Here is a 16753-nt window from a genome sequence, read left to right as displayed (position 1 = left end):
GTGATGAACTCATAGTTAGTTTTTGCATTGTAAATATTTTACCAATTCCAGAACTAACTTTTCTAAAATTAATAAAAAAAAGTTTTAAGTGATAGAAAAGAAAATGTTTTTTATCAAATTTTAACATTTTGAAGAGATTAACGGGAGAAGGATTACCATGAGGAAGTGGGGTAGGTTTTAAAGATTGTTACTTTAGCCAAGGTATCTTAGAAAATGAAAAAAAAATGCTTTAATTTTACGCTATAATAATTTAAACCCATTAAAATGGATTGGATCACTGCAAAAGAATACGAAGATATCACTTATAAAAAATGCAACGGTGTTGCCAGAATAGCGTTCAACAGACCAAATGTCAGAAACGCTTTCAGACCCAAAACTACCTCAGAACTTTTAGACGCTTTTCATGATGCTCAGGAAGACACTTCAATAGGAGTGGTGTTGCTTTCTGCTGAAGGACCAAGCACAAAAGACGGTATTTGGTCATTTTGTAGTGGTGGTGATCAAAAAGCACGTGGACATCAGGGTTATGTAGGGGAAGATGGTTACCATAGACTGAATATTTTAGATGTGCAGCGAATGATTCGTTTTATGCCTAAAGCAGTTATTGCAGTTGTTCCCGGATGGGCTGTAGGCGGTGGACATAGTTTACATGTAGTTTGCGATATGACGCTGGCCAGTAAAGAACACGCTATTTTTAAACAAACTGATGCTGATGTAACCAGTTTTGACGGTGGTTACGGATCAGCTTATCTGGCTAAAATGGTGGGACAGAAAAAAGCCCGCGAAATTTTTTTTCTGGGACGTAATTATTCCGCTCAGGAAGCTTTTGAAATGGGAATGGTAAACGCAGTTGTTCCTCATGACGAATTAGAAGCTACCGCTTACGAATGGGCTCAGGAAATTTTGGCTAAATCGCCCACATCTATCAAAATGCTGAAATTTGCCATGAACCTTACCGATGATGGTATGGTAGGACAACAGGTTTTTGCCGGAGAAGCGACTCGTTTGGCTTATATGACTGAAGAGGCTAAAGAAGGAAGAAATGCTTTTCTGGAAAAAAGAAAACCTAACTTTGAAAAGAAATGGTTGCCATAATACATGGTAGATTTCTGATTTTAGATATTAGATTTGATATTGAAAAATCTAAAAATCAGAATAAAAATCTAAAATCTACATTCTAAAATCAAAAATAATAAATAATGAAACACTGGATTGAAGCCGCAAGATTGCGCACCTTACCTTTGTCTGTATCAGGAATTATAGTAGGAAGTATGTATGCTCTGGCACATCCTACCGATGAAATATTAACACCAACAGAAGTTTTTAACTGGAGACTTTTTGGTTTTGCTATTCTTACTACTTTAGGATTGCAAATCCTTTCCAATTTTGCCAATGATTATGGAGACGGAATCAAAGGAACTGATAATGAGGATCGCATAGGTCCCAAACGTGCCATTCAAAGTGGCGTGATTACACCTGCCGCGATGAAACGCGCTATTATCATTACCTCATTTTTAACCTTGCTCTCAGCCATTGCATTGATTTATTATGCATTTGGTGATACAAATATATATTACTCCGTTTTTTATCTTATTTTAGGAATCTTAGCTATTTTATCGGCTATTCGATATACAGTGGGGAATACCGCTTATGGTTATCGCGGTTATGGTGATTTGTTTGTATTTGTTTTTTTTGGATTAGTAAGTACTTTAGGAGTAAATTTTTTGTATTCAAAACAAATAGATTTCGAATTGATTTTACCTGCCATGGCAATTGGGTTTTTAAGCGTTGGTGTTTTAAATTTGAACAACATGCGCGATGAAGCTTCCGATAAAAAAGTAGGAAAGAATACCATTGTAGTAAAAATTGGTGGAGAAAAAGCTAAAAAATACCACTATTTTTTAATTGTCAGTGCCATGCTTCTAATATTAGGATTTGCATTAATCAGTAATTTTAAGTTCGATCAATATTTATTTTTACTGGCTTACATTCCTTTAACTAATCATTTAATTATTGTGTCTAAAAATAAAGTTCCCAAGGAATTAGATCCGGAGTTAAAAAAACTGGCACTAAGTACATTCTTGCTTTCAGTTTTATTATCGCTTTGTATGATTTATTTTTTTTCAGATATAGTTGTTAACACGCTTTTAGGCGGAAGATAATTTAGTAGTAACTAGTAAAGAGTAATTCGTGATTAGTCAAAATTTAATTGACGGCTAATTACTTTTTACTAATTACGAATCACTTAAAAAATAAAATATGAAAATAACTTATTATGGTCACGCTGCTTTAGGGATTAAAGTAGGTGGAAAACACATTATTGTAGATCCTTACATTTCAGCTAATCCCTTAGCTGAACACATTAATATTGACGAGTTAAAAGCGGATTATATTTTGCTGACTCACGCTCACGGAGATCATATTGTAGATGTTGAAGCTATTGCAAAACGTACTGGTGCAGTGATTGTTTCTAATGCAGAAATTGCAGGTTATTATGCTGCAAAAGATTTTCAGACACATCCTATGAATCACGGTGGGAGCTGGAATTTCGACTTTGGAAAAGTAAAATACGTCAATGCGATTCATTCCAGTACTTTTCCTGACGGCACTAACGGAGGGAATCCGGGTGGTTTTGTTATTGAAGGGGAACATAAAAATATTTACATTGCCGGAGATACCGCTTTGACTATGGATATGAAGTTAATCCCAATGCGTACCAAACTGGATTTGGCTATTTTCCCAATAGGGGATAATTTCACTATGGATGTTCAAGATGCAATTCTGGCATCTGATTTTGTGGAATGCGATAAGGTTTTAGGGTATCATTACGATACTTTTGGATACATCAAAATTGATCATAAAAAAGCCATTCAGCAGTTTTTTGATAAAGGCAAAGATTTGATGCTGCTGGAAATAGGCGATAGTATTGAATTGTAATTGCGAGGAACGTGGCTGGAGCTATTTCCTGCTATCCACTACAATCTTAGGCAGCGAACCCCGCCACCTAAGGATTTTCGCTACTATCAGGGCTAGTTTCGTATCGTTAATAAACTAACATCAGTGAAAAAAACAATTTTAGTGCTATTTATTAGCATTTTTTACCAGACTATTTCTGCTCAGAAATCTGGCTACTGGGACAAAGAAAGAGCTACTTACAAAGAAGTTATTGTTTCGGCCAGAGACAGAATCATTGTAGAAACCGATGATTTTCCATCAGGAACCACCGAATTGATTTATAGAATCACGCTTTTGGATGATAACCAGCAAATGGCGGGGAGTTTAGTCTCTATTCTTAAATCCATTCCGGATCCTACAGGAATTAGTCAGGGTTCGGCTGGTGCGGTTTTCCTGATGTCTAAAATCTCAGGAGACGACAAATGCAAATACGCTATTTTTTCAACGAATGAATTGGCAAAAGTCTATAGTTTAAAAGGAGAAATGGCTGAGGCTTGTCTGGCTCAGAATACTGCTGTAAGCAAAGATGCGAAACGACTTTCTATCGATAAATCTGCTTGTATAAAATCCAATACTACCAAATTATATTTTGGTTTTGAAAGTTCCAATTGGTTTATGAAGCAAAAAATCATTTTGGAAGTTGTACCTTGGGTGGATGCTAAATTAAGCCGAGGATGGACATTAGAAAACAGGAAAAACATAATTAGCCAATGCAAAACTTCGGCATTGGCAAGAAAAATGGCTAATTCAGATGATTTCTGTGTTTGTATTGGCGAAAAAATCCAGAAACAATATACTTTTCAGGAATTTCAAAAACTGCTGCCTATGGAACAGGCAAAAGCATATAAGGATTTTGGAGCAAACTGTTTTGAAGAAACCGGAATTGCAAACACGGTTTTTAATGATTTAAGAACAAAAGCTTCCGTCGATCTTAAAAAAGGAAATTACAGTCTGGCGATAAAAAGCTATAGCGAAATTGTGAATCAACATAAAGCAACTGCTTTAGATTACGCTAATTTAGGTTATGTTTATCTAATAACCAAACAATACGGAAAAGCCATTAAATCCCTCAAAGAAGGCGAAAAACTGGATGATACCGAGTTGTTGGTTAAATTGAATTTGGCACATGCCTATTTATTAAACGGTGAGTATTCAAAAGCGAAAGTAATTTACAAAGAATACCAAAATCAAAACGTAACCGAAAGTGTAAGTTGGACTCAAAAAATCAAGGCCGATTATCAGGCTTTTGCGAAAGCAGGAATTCAAAATGAGGATTTTGAAAGGGTTTTGAAGTTGGTTAAATAATTTTTTTACCATTAAGAGATTAAGAAAATTAAGTGTCATGGAATCTGAAGATGAGTTAGAAAAGCGAGGAAATGAAATTAGAAAAAATCTATTTTTGGTATTTATTCCCATTGTTATATTAATAATAGGAAAAGGTGTTTATGATTCTAATTCTTTGGAATACAATAAAAAAAGATATTTTGAAGCTAGAGAAGCTAGTTTTAGTGGCAAAATTATCAAAAAGAGACAAGATGGTGATTATCCCAGAGCTGAAAGATATGTTCTTTTAGATAATTATCATAAAGAAAATGTAGAATTTGGTATTTATTATAAATTAAATATTGGTGATTCTGTATACAAGAAAAAAGATAGTGATTCAGTTTATTTTTGCTTGAAAAATGGAGAAATCCTGATAATTGATTGTAATAGATTTTATAGAGAGAAATATAATAAGTTACTTAAAAATAACTAAAAGAAACTCTGTATTCTTTGCGAAAAAATTTGCGCTCTTTGCTGTCAAAAAAAAACTCTTTACGTTAAAAAAAAATGAAAGCTACCTGTCACAAATACATTCTTAATTTCAAACGTCCATCGGGAACTTCCCGTGGTGTGATGACCGAAAAAGAAACCTGGTTTTTGGTCTTAGAAAAAGACGGAAAACAAGGAATAGGAGAGTGCGGAATTTTAAGAGGATTAAGTGCGGATGACAGACCGGATTATGAAGCTAAATTGCAATGGACTTGCGCTAATATTCATTTAGGCAAAGAAGTGCTTTGGGAAGCTTTAATAGAATTTCCGTCAATCCAGTTTGGTGTTGAAATGGCTTTCCAATCTTTAGAGAGTAAAACACCTTTTTTACTCTTTCCTTCTGCTTTTACCGAAGGTGAAAAATCTATTGAAATTAACGGCTTGATTTGGATGGGAGAACCTGCTTTTATGAAACAGCAAATCGAAGAAAAATTAGCACAGGGTTTTCGATGTGTAAAACTCAAGATAGGCGCTATAGATTTCGATAAAGAATTGGAATTATTGCGCTTTATACGGTCACATTTTAGCGCTGAACAAGTAGAAATTAGGGTTGATGCTAACGGTGCTTTTGATTTAAATGAAGCTTTAATTAAATTAAATCAATTATCTGGTTTTGAATTGCATAGTATTGAACAGCCTATTCAAAAAAACAAAACTGACAGGATGGCAGAGTTGTGTGAAACCACTCCTTTTCCAATTGCCTTAGATGAAGAGCTAATTGGAGTCTTTACCTTGGCAGAAAAAGAGGAATTATTGCAAAAAATCAAACCCCAATATATTATTTTAAAACCAAGTTTTGTAGGTGGTTTTAAAGGAACGCAACAGTGGATTTCTTTAGCTGAAAAGCATCAAATTGGTTGGTGGATTACCTCCGCTTTAGAGAGTAATATCGGTCTGAATGCCATTGCACAATGGACGTATTTATTACAAAATCCGATGCCACAAGGTTTAGGTACAGGAGCACTTTATACCAATAATTTTGATTGTCCACTTGAAGTTTCTCAGGGCGAATTATGGTATAAAAAAGAGAAAAATTGGGAGTTTGATTTCAATATGATTTAGAATTTATTTTTCTGCTTCTTAAAACTATTCCTTAAAACTTAAAGTAATTGCTAAGTCGGATGTTTTGATAGAATATTTCCTCACTTCATACTCAAATTCAATATTCCGAAAAATAATTCTAGCACTGGTTATTGTCTTTCAGACATAAGGATATTTCTCTTTGATATTTGCAGTTTTGTTAATCTTATCATAAAAGTAAGAATTGACTTTTATTTTTTAAATGTGTTAATAGTATTTTTATTTAAAATAATGTGACATCTTAGTTAAAAGCTATACATGTATTTTTTCAGATAGTAGTATAATGTAAATCATATTTTTTTAATCTAGTAAATATTTTATAATAATAATTAATAAAAAACAAAAATATGAATACATCAGAATGGCTTGTGTTTATTTTAATAATGTTAATTATCCATGGTGTATCTACTTGGAAACTATATAAAAAAGTTGGTAGAAAACCTTTAGAAGCCTTTATACCAATATTTAATTTGGTGATTTTGATGAAAATTATCAATAGACCTCGTTGGTGGTGTATCTTACTTTTTGTTCCCATTATTAATCTAATAATGATTCCTGTAATTTGGGTGGAAACAATTAGAAGTTTTGGGAAAAACACTATTCAGGATACTTTATTGGTTCTATTCACATTAGGATTTTACATTACATATTTAAATTATACTTCCCAAAACTTAAGCTATATTGAAAATAGGGATCTAGATTCTCAAACAAAAGACGGAGATACAGTAAGCTCGCTTTTATTTGCAGTCATAGTTGCAACATTGGTTCATACCTATGTCATACAACCATTTACTATTCCGTCCTCATCATTAGAAAAGACATTGTTAATAGGAGATTTTTTATTTGTAAGTAAAATAAATTATGGTCCGCGAACTCCAATGACTACCATTGCATTGCCAATGGTTCATGATTCGATTCCTTTCTTAGGAACAAAATCGTATGTTTTTAGTGATGATGTTACAAAGAAAAAGACAAGTTTATGGAACAAATTTCAACTGCCTTATTTTAGGTTTCCCGGAATTGAAAAAATTAGCCGTAATGAAATTGTAGTATTTAACCAGCCTGCAGATACTTTGCGGGATATGGATAATTTTAGACCTAATAGAAATTATTATAAGCCCATAGATAAAAAAACAAATTTGGTAAAAAGATGTGTTGGAATACCTGGTGATTCATTGGAGATTCGCAACGGAGATATTTATATTAATGGGAAATTAAGCATAATGCCGGAAAGTGCGAAGCCTCAATATAATTTTCTGATAGATACTAAAGGAGAGATGATTAGTCAAGAAGCTCTAGTGAAAATATATGGAGCCAGAGAAGGATTGAGATATGAAAATGGAGTTTTTGCTCAAACAGATAAAGGGCAATATTTTTTAACATTAACAGAAAAAGAGGCTGCTTTGATAGTACAAAATCCAGTAGTAAAAAGTGTTACAAAGTATATATCTTCAAAAGGAGGAGGTGTGAGTGAAAATGTTTTTCCGCAAATTCCTTCTTTAGGCTGGAACGGTGATAATTTTGGTCCAATATATATTCCTAAAAAAGGAGTAAGTGTCCAATTGGATATAAAAACACTTCCATTTTACAAACGTATTATTCAAGAATATGAAAAGAATATTTTAGAAGTTAAAGGTAAAGAAATTATAATTAATGGAAAAGTAAGTAATAGTTATACTTTTAAACAGGATTACTATTGGATGATGGGAGATAATCGTCAAAATTCTTTAGATGCACGCTTTTGGGGTTATGTACCATTCGATCACATAGTAGGTAAGCCTATTTTTATTTGGTTCAGTTGGGATAAAGATGGAAATGGATTTAATAAAATAAGATGGAATCGTGTTTTCTCTGTAGTAAATATAAATAGTGAGCCAAAATCTTACTTAATTCATGTATTGGTTTTAGTTGGTATTTCTATTTTAGTTAAAAGAATAATTAAAAAAACAAAAAAGAATAAAGAAACTTAATGTTTTGATAATAAACAATTAAAATAAGTACTGTGTATATACCAATAATTTTGATTGTCCGCTCGTAGTTTCTCAGGGCGAATTATGGTATAAAAAAGAATTAGAATGGTGTTTTGATTTTGGACAATTAGACTAAAAAAAAAACAGTTTTAATTGTCATCTAAAATGCTGATTCGATACCCTGATTCACGAACCAGATTTATAATAGAATCAACATTTAAATGGTGTTTTCTGCTTTCAGCTCTTAAAATATTATCACAGTCTTCCAGATCAAAATTGAAATAACAATTCGTGAAAGTTTCAGACAGCTTTTGTAAAATTAAAGCTGCCTGATTTTTACAAGTAACGTTTGTGCAAAAAACTTCTATCATTTTTAATGTAATTAAAACTTTTTTCAGGAATTCGCAGTATTTATTTTATGATAGTACATATAAGAAACCATCAGCACACCTAATACAATAAACGGGAAGAAAGCTTCAAAACCTATTCCGTCTACTGCATAATGACTGATAGCCGCAAAAATAAAATCAAAAGTAAATCCGGCGTATGCCCATTCTTTTAATCGTTTTGGTATTTTCGGAATGATTAAAGCAATAACGCCCAGAATTTTGAATACTACCAGTGCATTCCCAAAATATACCGGATAACCTAGGTGTCTGATTCCTTCTTTTGCCATTTCAGATTGGGATGTTAATGCGGGCATTACACCTTCGAATAAGAAAATAAGGATCGTGGCTGTCCAAAAGATTATTTTATTCTTTTTTGTTGTTGTCATTTTTTATTTTTTTAAACATTCATTAAAGTTTCAATATCAAATTTAGTCATTTGCATAAAGGCCTGCATTACTCGTGGCGCTTTTTCCGGATCGGTCATTAATTTCCCTAAGACAGCCGGAACTATTTGCCAGGAAACCCCAAACTGATCAGTAAGCCAGCCACATTGACTGTATGTACCGTTACTGCCTAATTTTTCCCAGTAAAAGTCAATCTCTTCCTGAGTTTCGCATTCGATAACATAAGAATTAGCAGGTGAAAACTGATATTGTGGTCCACCGTTTAATCCCATAAACTGAAATCCATTCAGTTCAAAACGAACTACCATCGGGTTTTCGCTTGTAATTTTCGAATTTGGAAAAACAGAACAATAATATTTGGCTGCAATTTCAGCCTGACCATCAAACCACAAACAAGGATATAATGAATTCATAAGTAATAGATTGGTTTTTCTGACTAAAGTTGCGTCGTCTGAAAAATTTTTTTTCAGTTGTTTTTTAGATTTTTTGTAAGCTGTACGTAAATTTTATTTTTCAGGGTGATGATTAAACATCCAGCGGATACCAAAACGGTCCAGACAACAACCCCAGTAATCACCCCAGAACATATCCTGCAATGGCGCAATATCAGAACCACCTTCGGATAACGCATTAAATAAGCGTTCGGTTTCTTCTCGGGTATCAGGCTCCAGATTGATAGTCGTATTATTGCCAATGACTACCTTGTGTCCCATTGATTCCAACATATCGGTTGCCATGATTTGAGTTCCCCCTAAAATAGGTAAACAAACATGCATTACTTTGTTTCCGTCTTCTTCAGAAAGGGGAGGTTGCCCTTCTTGAGCAGGAATATCTTTATTGTACATTATCGAGCCCACAAATTCAGTATTAAATACTTTTTTGTAGAAATTAAAAGCTTCTTCGGTGTTGCCCTGAAAATTAAGATAGATTGATACTTTTGCCATTTTATTTTAATTTAAATGATTACTAATACTACAAAGTTCTCTTATTTTTATATAAAAAAGAATGTGTAATAATGACAACAAATAGGGGATTTACGTCAAATAAATATTTTAAACATAAATAAAAAATCAGGAAACGAAGGTCAGTAGGCACACTACTGTTAATGTGGAAGGATATAGAAAAAGCCAATACATTTTCACTGTATTGGCTTTGTTTTTTGAGTTATTAAAGAAAAATTATTTTTTAATTTCCAGATTAGCACTTCCGTCTCCTACTGTTACATTCGTTTCTTTTTTTCCGTCTTTGGTCTGAATATCCACAACACCTTCGGAACCAACATTAACTGAGGTGCCATCTGCTTCTTTATCCGATTCAGCAGCAGGTACCGGTTCAGCGGGTACTGATTCTGCCTGAGGTGGTGGTGGCGGTGGAGTTTCTTTTTTATCTCTGCAGGAAATAATTGTCAGGACTGTCAACAGGCCTAAAAGCATCGTTAATTTTTTCATTTTGTCGGTTTTATGTTGGTAAATATTAATCTACAAGATAGTAATTTTATTGTTTATAATGAAAGAAACGGTGTTTTTAAATCTTGAAAATACTTTTTACAGGAATGATTATTCTTAAAATATTTGTCGTTTTGATAAATATGAAAAGTAGTATTTAAGTCAAAAAAAAGTATTTTTGATTGTTGAATATAAAATTGAGTCAAATGATGCATGTTAGTATTTTAGTTCCTGAATCTTCTGTTTTACAAGCTATAGCTGATCCTCAGTATTTATTTTCTGCAGTGAATCAGTTTTTAGCTGTAGCCAAATTACAGTCTTTGTTTCAAGTACATTTAGTAGGACTTAAATCTCAGGTTAAACTTAATAATGGTTTATACACGGTAAATCCTACTCACCTGATAGGAGAAATTGAAAAAACAGACTTGATTATTATTCCGGCTCTGTTTGGCGATATGAAGATGGCTATCGATAAAAATGCTGATTTTTTACCCTGGATTAAGGAACACTATGAGAAAGGAACAGAAGTAGCTTCGCTTTGTGTAGGCGCTTTCTTGTTAGCTGCTACAGGATTACTGGATGGGAAAAAATGCTCAACGCACTGGGGGTTTCAAAATGAATTTAGAGCCCTGTTTCCGAAAGTTGAAGTGGTAGAAGGGAGTATTCTCACCGAAGAATCTCGTCTTTATTCCAGTGGTGGAGCTAATTCCTATTGGAACCTTTTGCTGCATCTGGTTGAAAAATATACTGACAGACCTACTGCGATTTTAGCTTCTAAATATTTTGCTATAGATATTGACAGAGAAAGTCAGTCGGCTTTTGCATTATTTCAGGGACAAAAAAATCATACTGACGAAGCTGTCAGGAAAGCGCAGGATTTTATTGAAAAAAATATAGAAGAGCGTATTTCAATTGATGAATTAGCAGAGCATGTGTCATTGGGACGCCGAAGTTTTGAAAGACGTTTTAAATCAGTGACTAATAATTCAGTTTTAGAATATATCAATCGGGTAAAAATTGAATTTGCCAAAAGAAATTTCGAGAATAGCCGAAAAAATATCAACGAAGTCATGTTTGAAATTGGTTATACAGATACCAAATCTTTTCGAACCATTTTTAAAAAAATGACAGGTCTGACTCCTGTTGAATATCGTAATAAATATAATAAGGTAATGATGAATTAGATTTTTTTATGTACTGTATTTTTTAGCTAATTTTCCAATTGTTAATCCCTGAACTAAAATAGAAAAACATACAATCACATACGTAATAGTTACCCAGATCTCTTTGTGATACTCCGGATTTATGGATAAAGCCAATGCAATGGAAATCCCGCCTCTCAAACCTCCCCAGGTTAAGATTAATCTCGTTTTTTGAGTGATTTTTTCTTTGAGACGTACTGAAATCGAGGGAATAAAAATAGAAATATAACGGGTGATAAGTGTAATTCCTAATATAATTATTGCGGCCAAAAGAATTTTCTCGTCCGTTTTTATAACTAATAATTCTAAACCAATTAATACAAAAAGAAGTGCATTGAGAATTTCATCTATTAATTCCCAAAACCCATCCACATATCTTGCTGTTGTGTCTGACATTCCAAGTGCTTTTCCCTGATTGCCCGTTATTAAGCCGGCAACAACCATAGCAAGCGGTCCTGATACATGAATGTAATGTGCTAAGGTATAACCGCCCATAACAATCGCTAAGGTTATTAATATTTCGACATGATAATTATCAATACTGGCTATAAATTTAAATCCGGTAAAACCTATTATCAAGCCTAAAAAAATGCCTCCAATGGCTTCCTGACCAAATAACATCAGGATACTGCCAGTGTCCAGATTTGCCCCCGGAGCTGCTAATTTTAATATTGTGATAAATACAACAACAGCCACACCATCATTAAATAAAGATTCGCCGGCAATTATAGTTTCTAAAGATTTTGAAATTCCGGTACTTTTTAAAATGCTTAATACAGAAATTGGGTCAGTAGGAGAAATTAGGGCTCCAAACAGCATAGCATGTATCAGTGCTATTTTAAAGCCAATGAAAGTTAAAACATAAAAAGACGAAAATCCAATAATAAAAGTACTAATCAGTACACTGATAGTAGAGAATAATAAAATACTTAATTTTTCATTATTTAAATCTTTGAATTTGATATGTATGGCTCCTGCAAAAAGCATAAAACTAAGCATTCCTTCCAGTAATAATTCGCTAAAATTGATGTTGTACATGGTTGTAGTGACATCATTTGTAAAATCAGGAAAATAATTGCCAAAGATTAATATAAATAATGAAAAGACCAATGAAACCAGCATTAAGCCAATAGTATTAGGTAATTTCAGGTAGCGGAAATTAATGTAAGCAAAAACAGCCGATACTACAATCAGAATTGAAAACAGATGAAATAAATCCATTTTAAAGTTTTATTTGGTTTTAAAATATTTCAGCAAAAACTCAGAATGCATCACATGATTAACCGGACACCCCCAAGTTCAGAAATTCGATATGAGAAACGATCTCCGGGGGATCCGATGAACATAAAGTTTTTAGGGATTTTCCACTTTTCAGATAATTCATCAATGATTTCAGGTCCAAAAACGCCTTCTAATTCAATAAATTCAATGTCAATGTCCGGATAAGCTCTGTCTAATACTTTCAGGTCAATAATCAGCGGATCATTGTTAGCACCTTCGAGTTTAATGTTTACAATTTTTAATTTGCGGGTAGTTTCATTATTCTGAACATACTGCATTACTTTATTTAATATAGCTACATCATCGCCTTTAGTAAAAAATACAAATTCCTGAGAAGTAATTTTTGAGTTCAATTTGATTAAATAACGATTACTGAAAATAACTAATTTACGTAATGGATTATAAAAATATTCTAAGGCTTCAATAAGAACCAAAATTAAAAAAGAGCGGTTTAACATGATGGCAATAAATATAAGTGCCGGAACTAAATATTGTAAAAAAGTATAAAAGGAATCTACATTTAACTCAATATTGCCAATAAAAGCTGTTATTACTAAACTTACGGCCAGTACGACAGCAAAACCTCTTGCTTTTTCCGGACGGGGTAGTTTTTTACGTTTGAATTTTAATAATAAATTACCAATACCAAATAAGCCCATCACGGCTAAAAAAGAGAATGTATAAACACCTGCCAGTACAATAATATTGCCTTCAGTGACCACTAATACAGATACGCAAAGCAGCAGGAAACTGATTATAATTCTGTAATTTGATCCTCTTTTATTTTGTTTTAAAAAATAATTAGGTAAAATACGGTCTAATGTCATACGATTTAATAATCCTGAAACACCTACAAATGAAGTCAGAACAGCTCCGCAAAGTACTAAAACGGCATCGATAGAAATCAGATAAGCTAACCAGGAACCTCCTGTTGTATGTCCTAAAAAAGCTAACAGTGACTCTTTGTGTTCGCCTACTTCGGTTAAAGGGATGATACAAATAATTAAAAAAGCCAATGCCGGATTAAAAAAACTAACAATCCCCCACATATTTCGTAATGTTTTCGGGAAAACACCCTGTTGTTGCTCTTCGACAAAATTAGCGGAACTTTCAAACCCTGAAATTCCTAACATAGCCGCTGCAAAACCAAGAAAAAGTGCATGGGGAATACCTTCTGAGGTGAGGGGAAGACTCCAGTTAAAATGTAGTGTATCCAGACCATGATTGATTATAAACCAAGCTGAGGCAAAAACCAGCAAACTTAATGTTACTAAGTGAATTATAAAAATGATTACTGCTACAAATGCCGATTCGCCTATTCCTAAAATAGCCAGATAAGTAAAGGCCAGTAATATGACAATTGTGGCTATGGGTACATTAATAAGTGAAAAAATTCCATGAAGATAATGCATGCCTTCAGAAGCAGAGATAACAGCTGTGGCCATATATGACAAGACTGTTAAAGTAGCGGCAAGAGAGGCCATTTTTTTAGAAGAAGTATTTAAAAGAACATTGTAAGCCCCTCCGTTAAGCGGAATAGCACCAACTACTTCCCCGTATATTTTTCTGAATAAAAAAAGCACTACCGCAACAATTAACAATGAAATCCAGGCGTATTGACCGGCATACATAATTGTTAAAGCCGAAACATATAGACAGGAAGAACTGATATCATTTCCGCAAATAGCAGTTGCTTGTAACTCATTTAACTTTTTGTGAATTGTTTCTTTCATTTTAATGTCGTTTATTCTAGATTTTCTAAAGATAGACATTTGATACAAACAGCCCAATAAAAGTACTCAATCCTTAATCATTGTTTTTTAACATAGGACTGTTAAAAAAATATTTAAGAATTAATTTTAAATGAAGTTTCGTTAAAAGTACTAAGCGAAGACTGTGCTTTCATTTGAATTTTTCGTTGCATGTATCCGGTCCATCCAAAAAGAAATCCTGAAAGCCCAAAAGCCTGCCGGGTCCATTTCCAAATGTTAAAATCATCATTTTGCTTAATAATAAGTCCGTCTTTAAAATGAAATACAGAATGAATATTATTTATTATTTTTCGTTTCTTTTTACCAAAAATATAAACTGCTTTCCATTTTACTTCAGCCGTATGCTCATTGATTTTAATGATTTTATACTCAATGTCCGGCTTTTCATAGCTTTTCTGTATGAGCATTTTCCACATTTTTGGAACTTTGTTTGCTGTTAACTTTCCAAATACCGGATCGTGAAATTTTACAGCAGCCGAATAACACCGATCTATTGCAGAGAGATTTCCCTGAGCAATGGAAGTATACAACTGATGTATTGTTTTTTCTGATGAAATCATTTTTTCCCAACTTATAAAACCTTTAAAGGGGTTTTAAATTCGGTATAAATGTAAGAATATATTTCTTTATATTAATTATCTTAATTAAAAAAAATGAAATTATTCTCTCAGGTATTTAAATATATAATTGGGCAATCTCTTTAAATGTTTCAAATGTATTTCGACTGCCTGACTGAGCTGTAGTGAAGTAGGATTGTTTATTAATGGCGGTAAAATTTCCGGTTTGGCTGCTAAAGCTATTAGAATTTCCTTTGATATTAAAGCGTATCGATTCAATATTTGATTTTTTTAATCTGTTCATTTCGGCAGCTGTAAAGATAAAATAGGAATTAAGAGTATTTACGCTATTTTCAAAAAGACCTTTGTCGGTACAACTTATAAAACTGTTATCACTCAGGTAAACATATACTGTTCCGGAAAGTATAAAATCAGTGTTGGTTGTAGCTGCTGAGAGTTTTAAAATACCGCCGTTCTCTGTTCTGGCTATTTGTACCTGAATTTTATTACTTAAGGCATAATTAGGTGTGATAAAACTCCAAGCGGTAGTAGCTTTATAGTTTTTGGATTTAAGTGTCATTATTTCCTGACTTTCAACTACAAAAGAAATAAATAAAAACAGTAACAGTATTTTTAATCTCATGATATTTTTATTTGTTGTAGGTAAAAGTATCGGTCCAATCAGAGGTTTTTATGGCAGAAACAAGATTGTTGTCATTCATAAAAACTCGTAATTCTTTGTTGGCTACTTTTTTAGTGTATAAAGCTTTAAATCGATAAACAGTAGTTTGGTCATCGGTGTTTTGATATACTTCTGCTAATTGTAAATCTTTAAAAGTACCATACCACTGTCTGAATTTAGTACAGGTTTTAGAAAGTTTTTCAATAGTAATGTTGTTAATGACAGACTGCGTGGCTTCACTGTTGTTAAAGGGTTTGAATTTAGAAGTATTACAAGTCATTAAAACACGTTTTCCTAACTCATAAGCTTTGTTTTTTTGACTGCTGTTAATTTGGGTAGTGGTTAATTTTACAGTTTCAACTTTTTGATGCGCTTTTTTTGATTTACATCCTACTACTGCAATTAGGCTTAAGATTACGATCAGTTTTTTCATTTTAGTTTTTAATTTTTAATAATAAATTTGGGTTTGGGCAATTTTCCATATAAAAATTCAGATCCGATTTACTGCAAACACCAGGATAATCTCCTTTATAAGTTTCCATATTTTTAATAATCTGAAAATGTAAATGGGGAGCATAATCACCATTTTCTGAAGAATTCCCAAGGTTTCCCAGCAGTTCTCCTTTTTTGAACAACATTCCGGTTTTTAAATTTTTTATACTTTCTAACGATAAATGCCCATATAAAGTATAAAAAGTATGATTTTCTAACTTATGTTTTAAGATTATTGTGGGACCATAATCTCCAATGGAATCATTATTTTTAAAACTGTGAACCCAGCCGTCTATTGGGCAAATTACTGCTGTCTCTGCCTGAGTCCATAAATCGACACCAATATGAATGTTGCGCTCTTCAATGGATTCATTTTTAAAATGCTGACTTCTCTGGTATAAGTTCCGCTCTTCAAGATAACCGCCATATGCCACTTTGGAGTTCTGAAGTCTGGCTTGTTGTGCAATGTAATCTTCAACAGCAGCGGCATCGGTTAGATTTACTGCGGCTAAATCAGAATTTGAAACTGATAAATCCAGTAAAAAATAATCTTCTTGTGAATGTACATTGTGTAACAAATGAATGGATTCAATATTTTTTAAAAGATTTTCGATAATGGCTGTTTTTTTTGAAGCTTAAATTAAATAAAAAAAAATCAGCTTAAAAAATTTCAAAGAGATTTATAACTTTTAATTAGGAAAAATGAATGATA

Annotated in this window: 19 protein-coding genes; 8 read left to right on the top strand and 11 right to left on the bottom strand. The window is 32.9% G+C overall.

Features of this window, described 5'->3' with window-relative positions; genetic code table 11:
• Window positions 1-264 precede the first annotated feature (264 nt).
• From ACSV4D_RS14700 to lepB, 7 genes are all read left to right on the top strand, one after another.
• Entirely contained in the window at window positions 265-1095 is an 831-nt protein-coding gene (locus ACSV4D_RS14700) for a 1,4-dihydroxy-2-naphthoyl-CoA synthase (RefSeq protein WP_439228843.1), read from the top strand.
• A gap of 104 nt (window positions 1096-1199) precedes the next feature.
• Window positions 1200-2162: a 1,4-dihydroxy-2-naphthoate octaprenyltransferase gene (gene menA, locus ACSV4D_RS14695; RefSeq protein ID WP_439228842.1), complete on the top strand. Its 963-nt coding sequence runs from the start codon at window positions 1200-1202 to the stop codon at window positions 2160-2162.
• A 97-nt stretch (window positions 2163-2259) separates the two neighbouring features.
• The gene (locus tag ACSV4D_RS14690; protein WP_408078957.1) at window positions 2260-2937 is read left to right on the top strand and encodes a metal-dependent hydrolase; all 678 of its coding nucleotides are present in this window, start codon (window positions 2260-2262) and stop codon (window positions 2935-2937) included.
• A gap of 123 nt (window positions 2938-3060) precedes the next feature.
• Window positions 3061-4260, top strand: coding sequence for a tetratricopeptide repeat protein (locus ACSV4D_RS14685; RefSeq protein ID WP_439228841.1), 1200 nt, complete (start codon window positions 3061-3063; stop codon window positions 4258-4260).
• A 37-nt stretch (window positions 4261-4297) separates the two neighbouring features.
• Window positions 4298-4711 (top strand): hypothetical protein, encoded by a 414-nt coding sequence (locus tag ACSV4D_RS14680; RefSeq protein WP_408078961.1) that lies wholly within the window; start codon window positions 4298-4300, stop codon window positions 4709-4711.
• Window positions 4712-4785: 74 nt separating this feature from the next.
• Window positions 4786-5829, top strand: a complete 1044-nt coding sequence (locus tag ACSV4D_RS14675; protein ID WP_439228840.1) for an o-succinylbenzoate synthase — start codon at window positions 4786-4788, stop codon at window positions 5827-5829.
• A gap of 365 nt (window positions 5830-6194) precedes the next feature.
• A complete protein-coding gene (gene lepB, locus ACSV4D_RS14670; protein WP_439228839.1) occupies window positions 6195-7817 on the top strand; it encodes a signal peptidase I in 1623 nt (540 codons plus the stop codon).
• A 149-nt stretch (window positions 7818-7966) separates the two neighbouring features.
• Here lepB and ACSV4D_RS14665 read toward each other — a convergent pair whose 3' ends face one another.
• From ACSV4D_RS14665 to ACSV4D_RS14645, 5 genes are all read right to left on the bottom strand, one after another.
• The gene (locus ACSV4D_RS14665) at window positions 7967-8188 is read right to left on the bottom strand and encodes a hypothetical protein (RefSeq protein ID WP_439228838.1); all 222 of its coding nucleotides are present in this window, start codon (window positions 8186-8188) and stop codon (window positions 7967-7969) included.
• 23 nt (window positions 8189-8211) lie between these two features.
• Window positions 8212-8592 (bottom strand): DoxX family protein, encoded by a 381-nt coding sequence (locus tag ACSV4D_RS14660; RefSeq protein WP_439228837.1) that lies wholly within the window; start codon window positions 8590-8592, stop codon window positions 8212-8214.
• Window positions 8593-8603: 11 nt separating this feature from the next.
• Window positions 8604-9023: a VOC family protein gene (locus ACSV4D_RS14655; RefSeq protein ID WP_439228836.1), complete on the bottom strand. Its 420-nt coding sequence runs from the start codon at window positions 9021-9023 to the stop codon at window positions 8604-8606.
• 93 nt (window positions 9024-9116) lie between these two features.
• The gene (locus ACSV4D_RS14650; RefSeq protein ID WP_408078971.1) at window positions 9117-9554 is read right to left on the bottom strand and encodes a VOC family protein; all 438 of its coding nucleotides are present in this window, start codon (window positions 9552-9554) and stop codon (window positions 9117-9119) included.
• A gap of 234 nt (window positions 9555-9788) precedes the next feature.
• A complete protein-coding gene (locus ACSV4D_RS14645; RefSeq protein WP_439228835.1) occupies window positions 9789-10058 on the bottom strand; it encodes a hypothetical protein in 270 nt (89 codons plus the stop codon).
• A gap of 203 nt (window positions 10059-10261) precedes the next feature.
• On the opposite strand from ACSV4D_RS14645, the gene ACSV4D_RS14640 reads away from it, so the two are divergent.
• A complete protein-coding gene (locus ACSV4D_RS14640) occupies window positions 10262-11239 on the top strand; it encodes a GlxA family transcriptional regulator (RefSeq protein ID WP_439228834.1) in 978 nt (325 codons plus the stop codon).
• A gap of 6 nt (window positions 11240-11245) precedes the next feature.
• Here the strand turns inward: ACSV4D_RS14640 and ACSV4D_RS14635 are convergent, their stop codons facing one another.
• The 6 genes from ACSV4D_RS14635 to ACSV4D_RS14610 form a co-directional block, all read right to left on the bottom strand.
• Window positions 11246-12478 (bottom strand): cation:proton antiporter, encoded by a 1233-nt coding sequence (locus ACSV4D_RS14635; RefSeq protein ID WP_439228833.1) that lies wholly within the window; start codon window positions 12476-12478, stop codon window positions 11246-11248.
• Between the two features lie 50 nt (window positions 12479-12528).
• Window positions 12529-14271, bottom strand: coding sequence for an APC family permease (locus ACSV4D_RS14630; protein ID WP_408078979.1), 1743 nt, complete (start codon window positions 14269-14271; stop codon window positions 12529-12531).
• A gap of 113 nt (window positions 14272-14384) precedes the next feature.
• The gene (locus ACSV4D_RS14625; RefSeq protein ID WP_408078981.1) at window positions 14385-14870 is read right to left on the bottom strand and encodes a nuclear transport factor 2 family protein; all 486 of its coding nucleotides are present in this window, start codon (window positions 14868-14870) and stop codon (window positions 14385-14387) included.
• Window positions 14871-14985: 115 nt separating this feature from the next.
• Window positions 14986-15510, bottom strand: coding sequence for a hypothetical protein (locus ACSV4D_RS14620; RefSeq protein WP_439228832.1), 525 nt, complete (start codon window positions 15508-15510; stop codon window positions 14986-14988).
• Window positions 15511-15517: 7 nt separating this feature from the next.
• Entirely contained in the window at window positions 15518-15982 is a 465-nt protein-coding gene (locus ACSV4D_RS14615; RefSeq protein WP_439228831.1) for a hypothetical protein, read from the bottom strand.
• 1 nt (window position 15983) lies between these two features.
• Window positions 15984-16619: a peptidoglycan DD-metalloendopeptidase family protein gene (locus ACSV4D_RS14610; RefSeq protein WP_439228830.1), complete on the bottom strand. Its 636-nt coding sequence runs from the start codon at window positions 16617-16619 to the stop codon at window positions 15984-15986.
• Between the last annotated feature and the right edge of the window lie 134 nt (window positions 16620-16753).

It is taken from the genome of Flavobacterium sp. ARAG 55.4, from assembly GCF_051846875.1.
GTDB classification, from domain to species: Bacteria; Bacteroidota; Bacteroidia; order Flavobacteriales; family Flavobacteriaceae; genus Flavobacterium; species Flavobacterium plantiphilum.
This window is presented reverse-complemented; position numbering and strand designations above follow the sequence as displayed.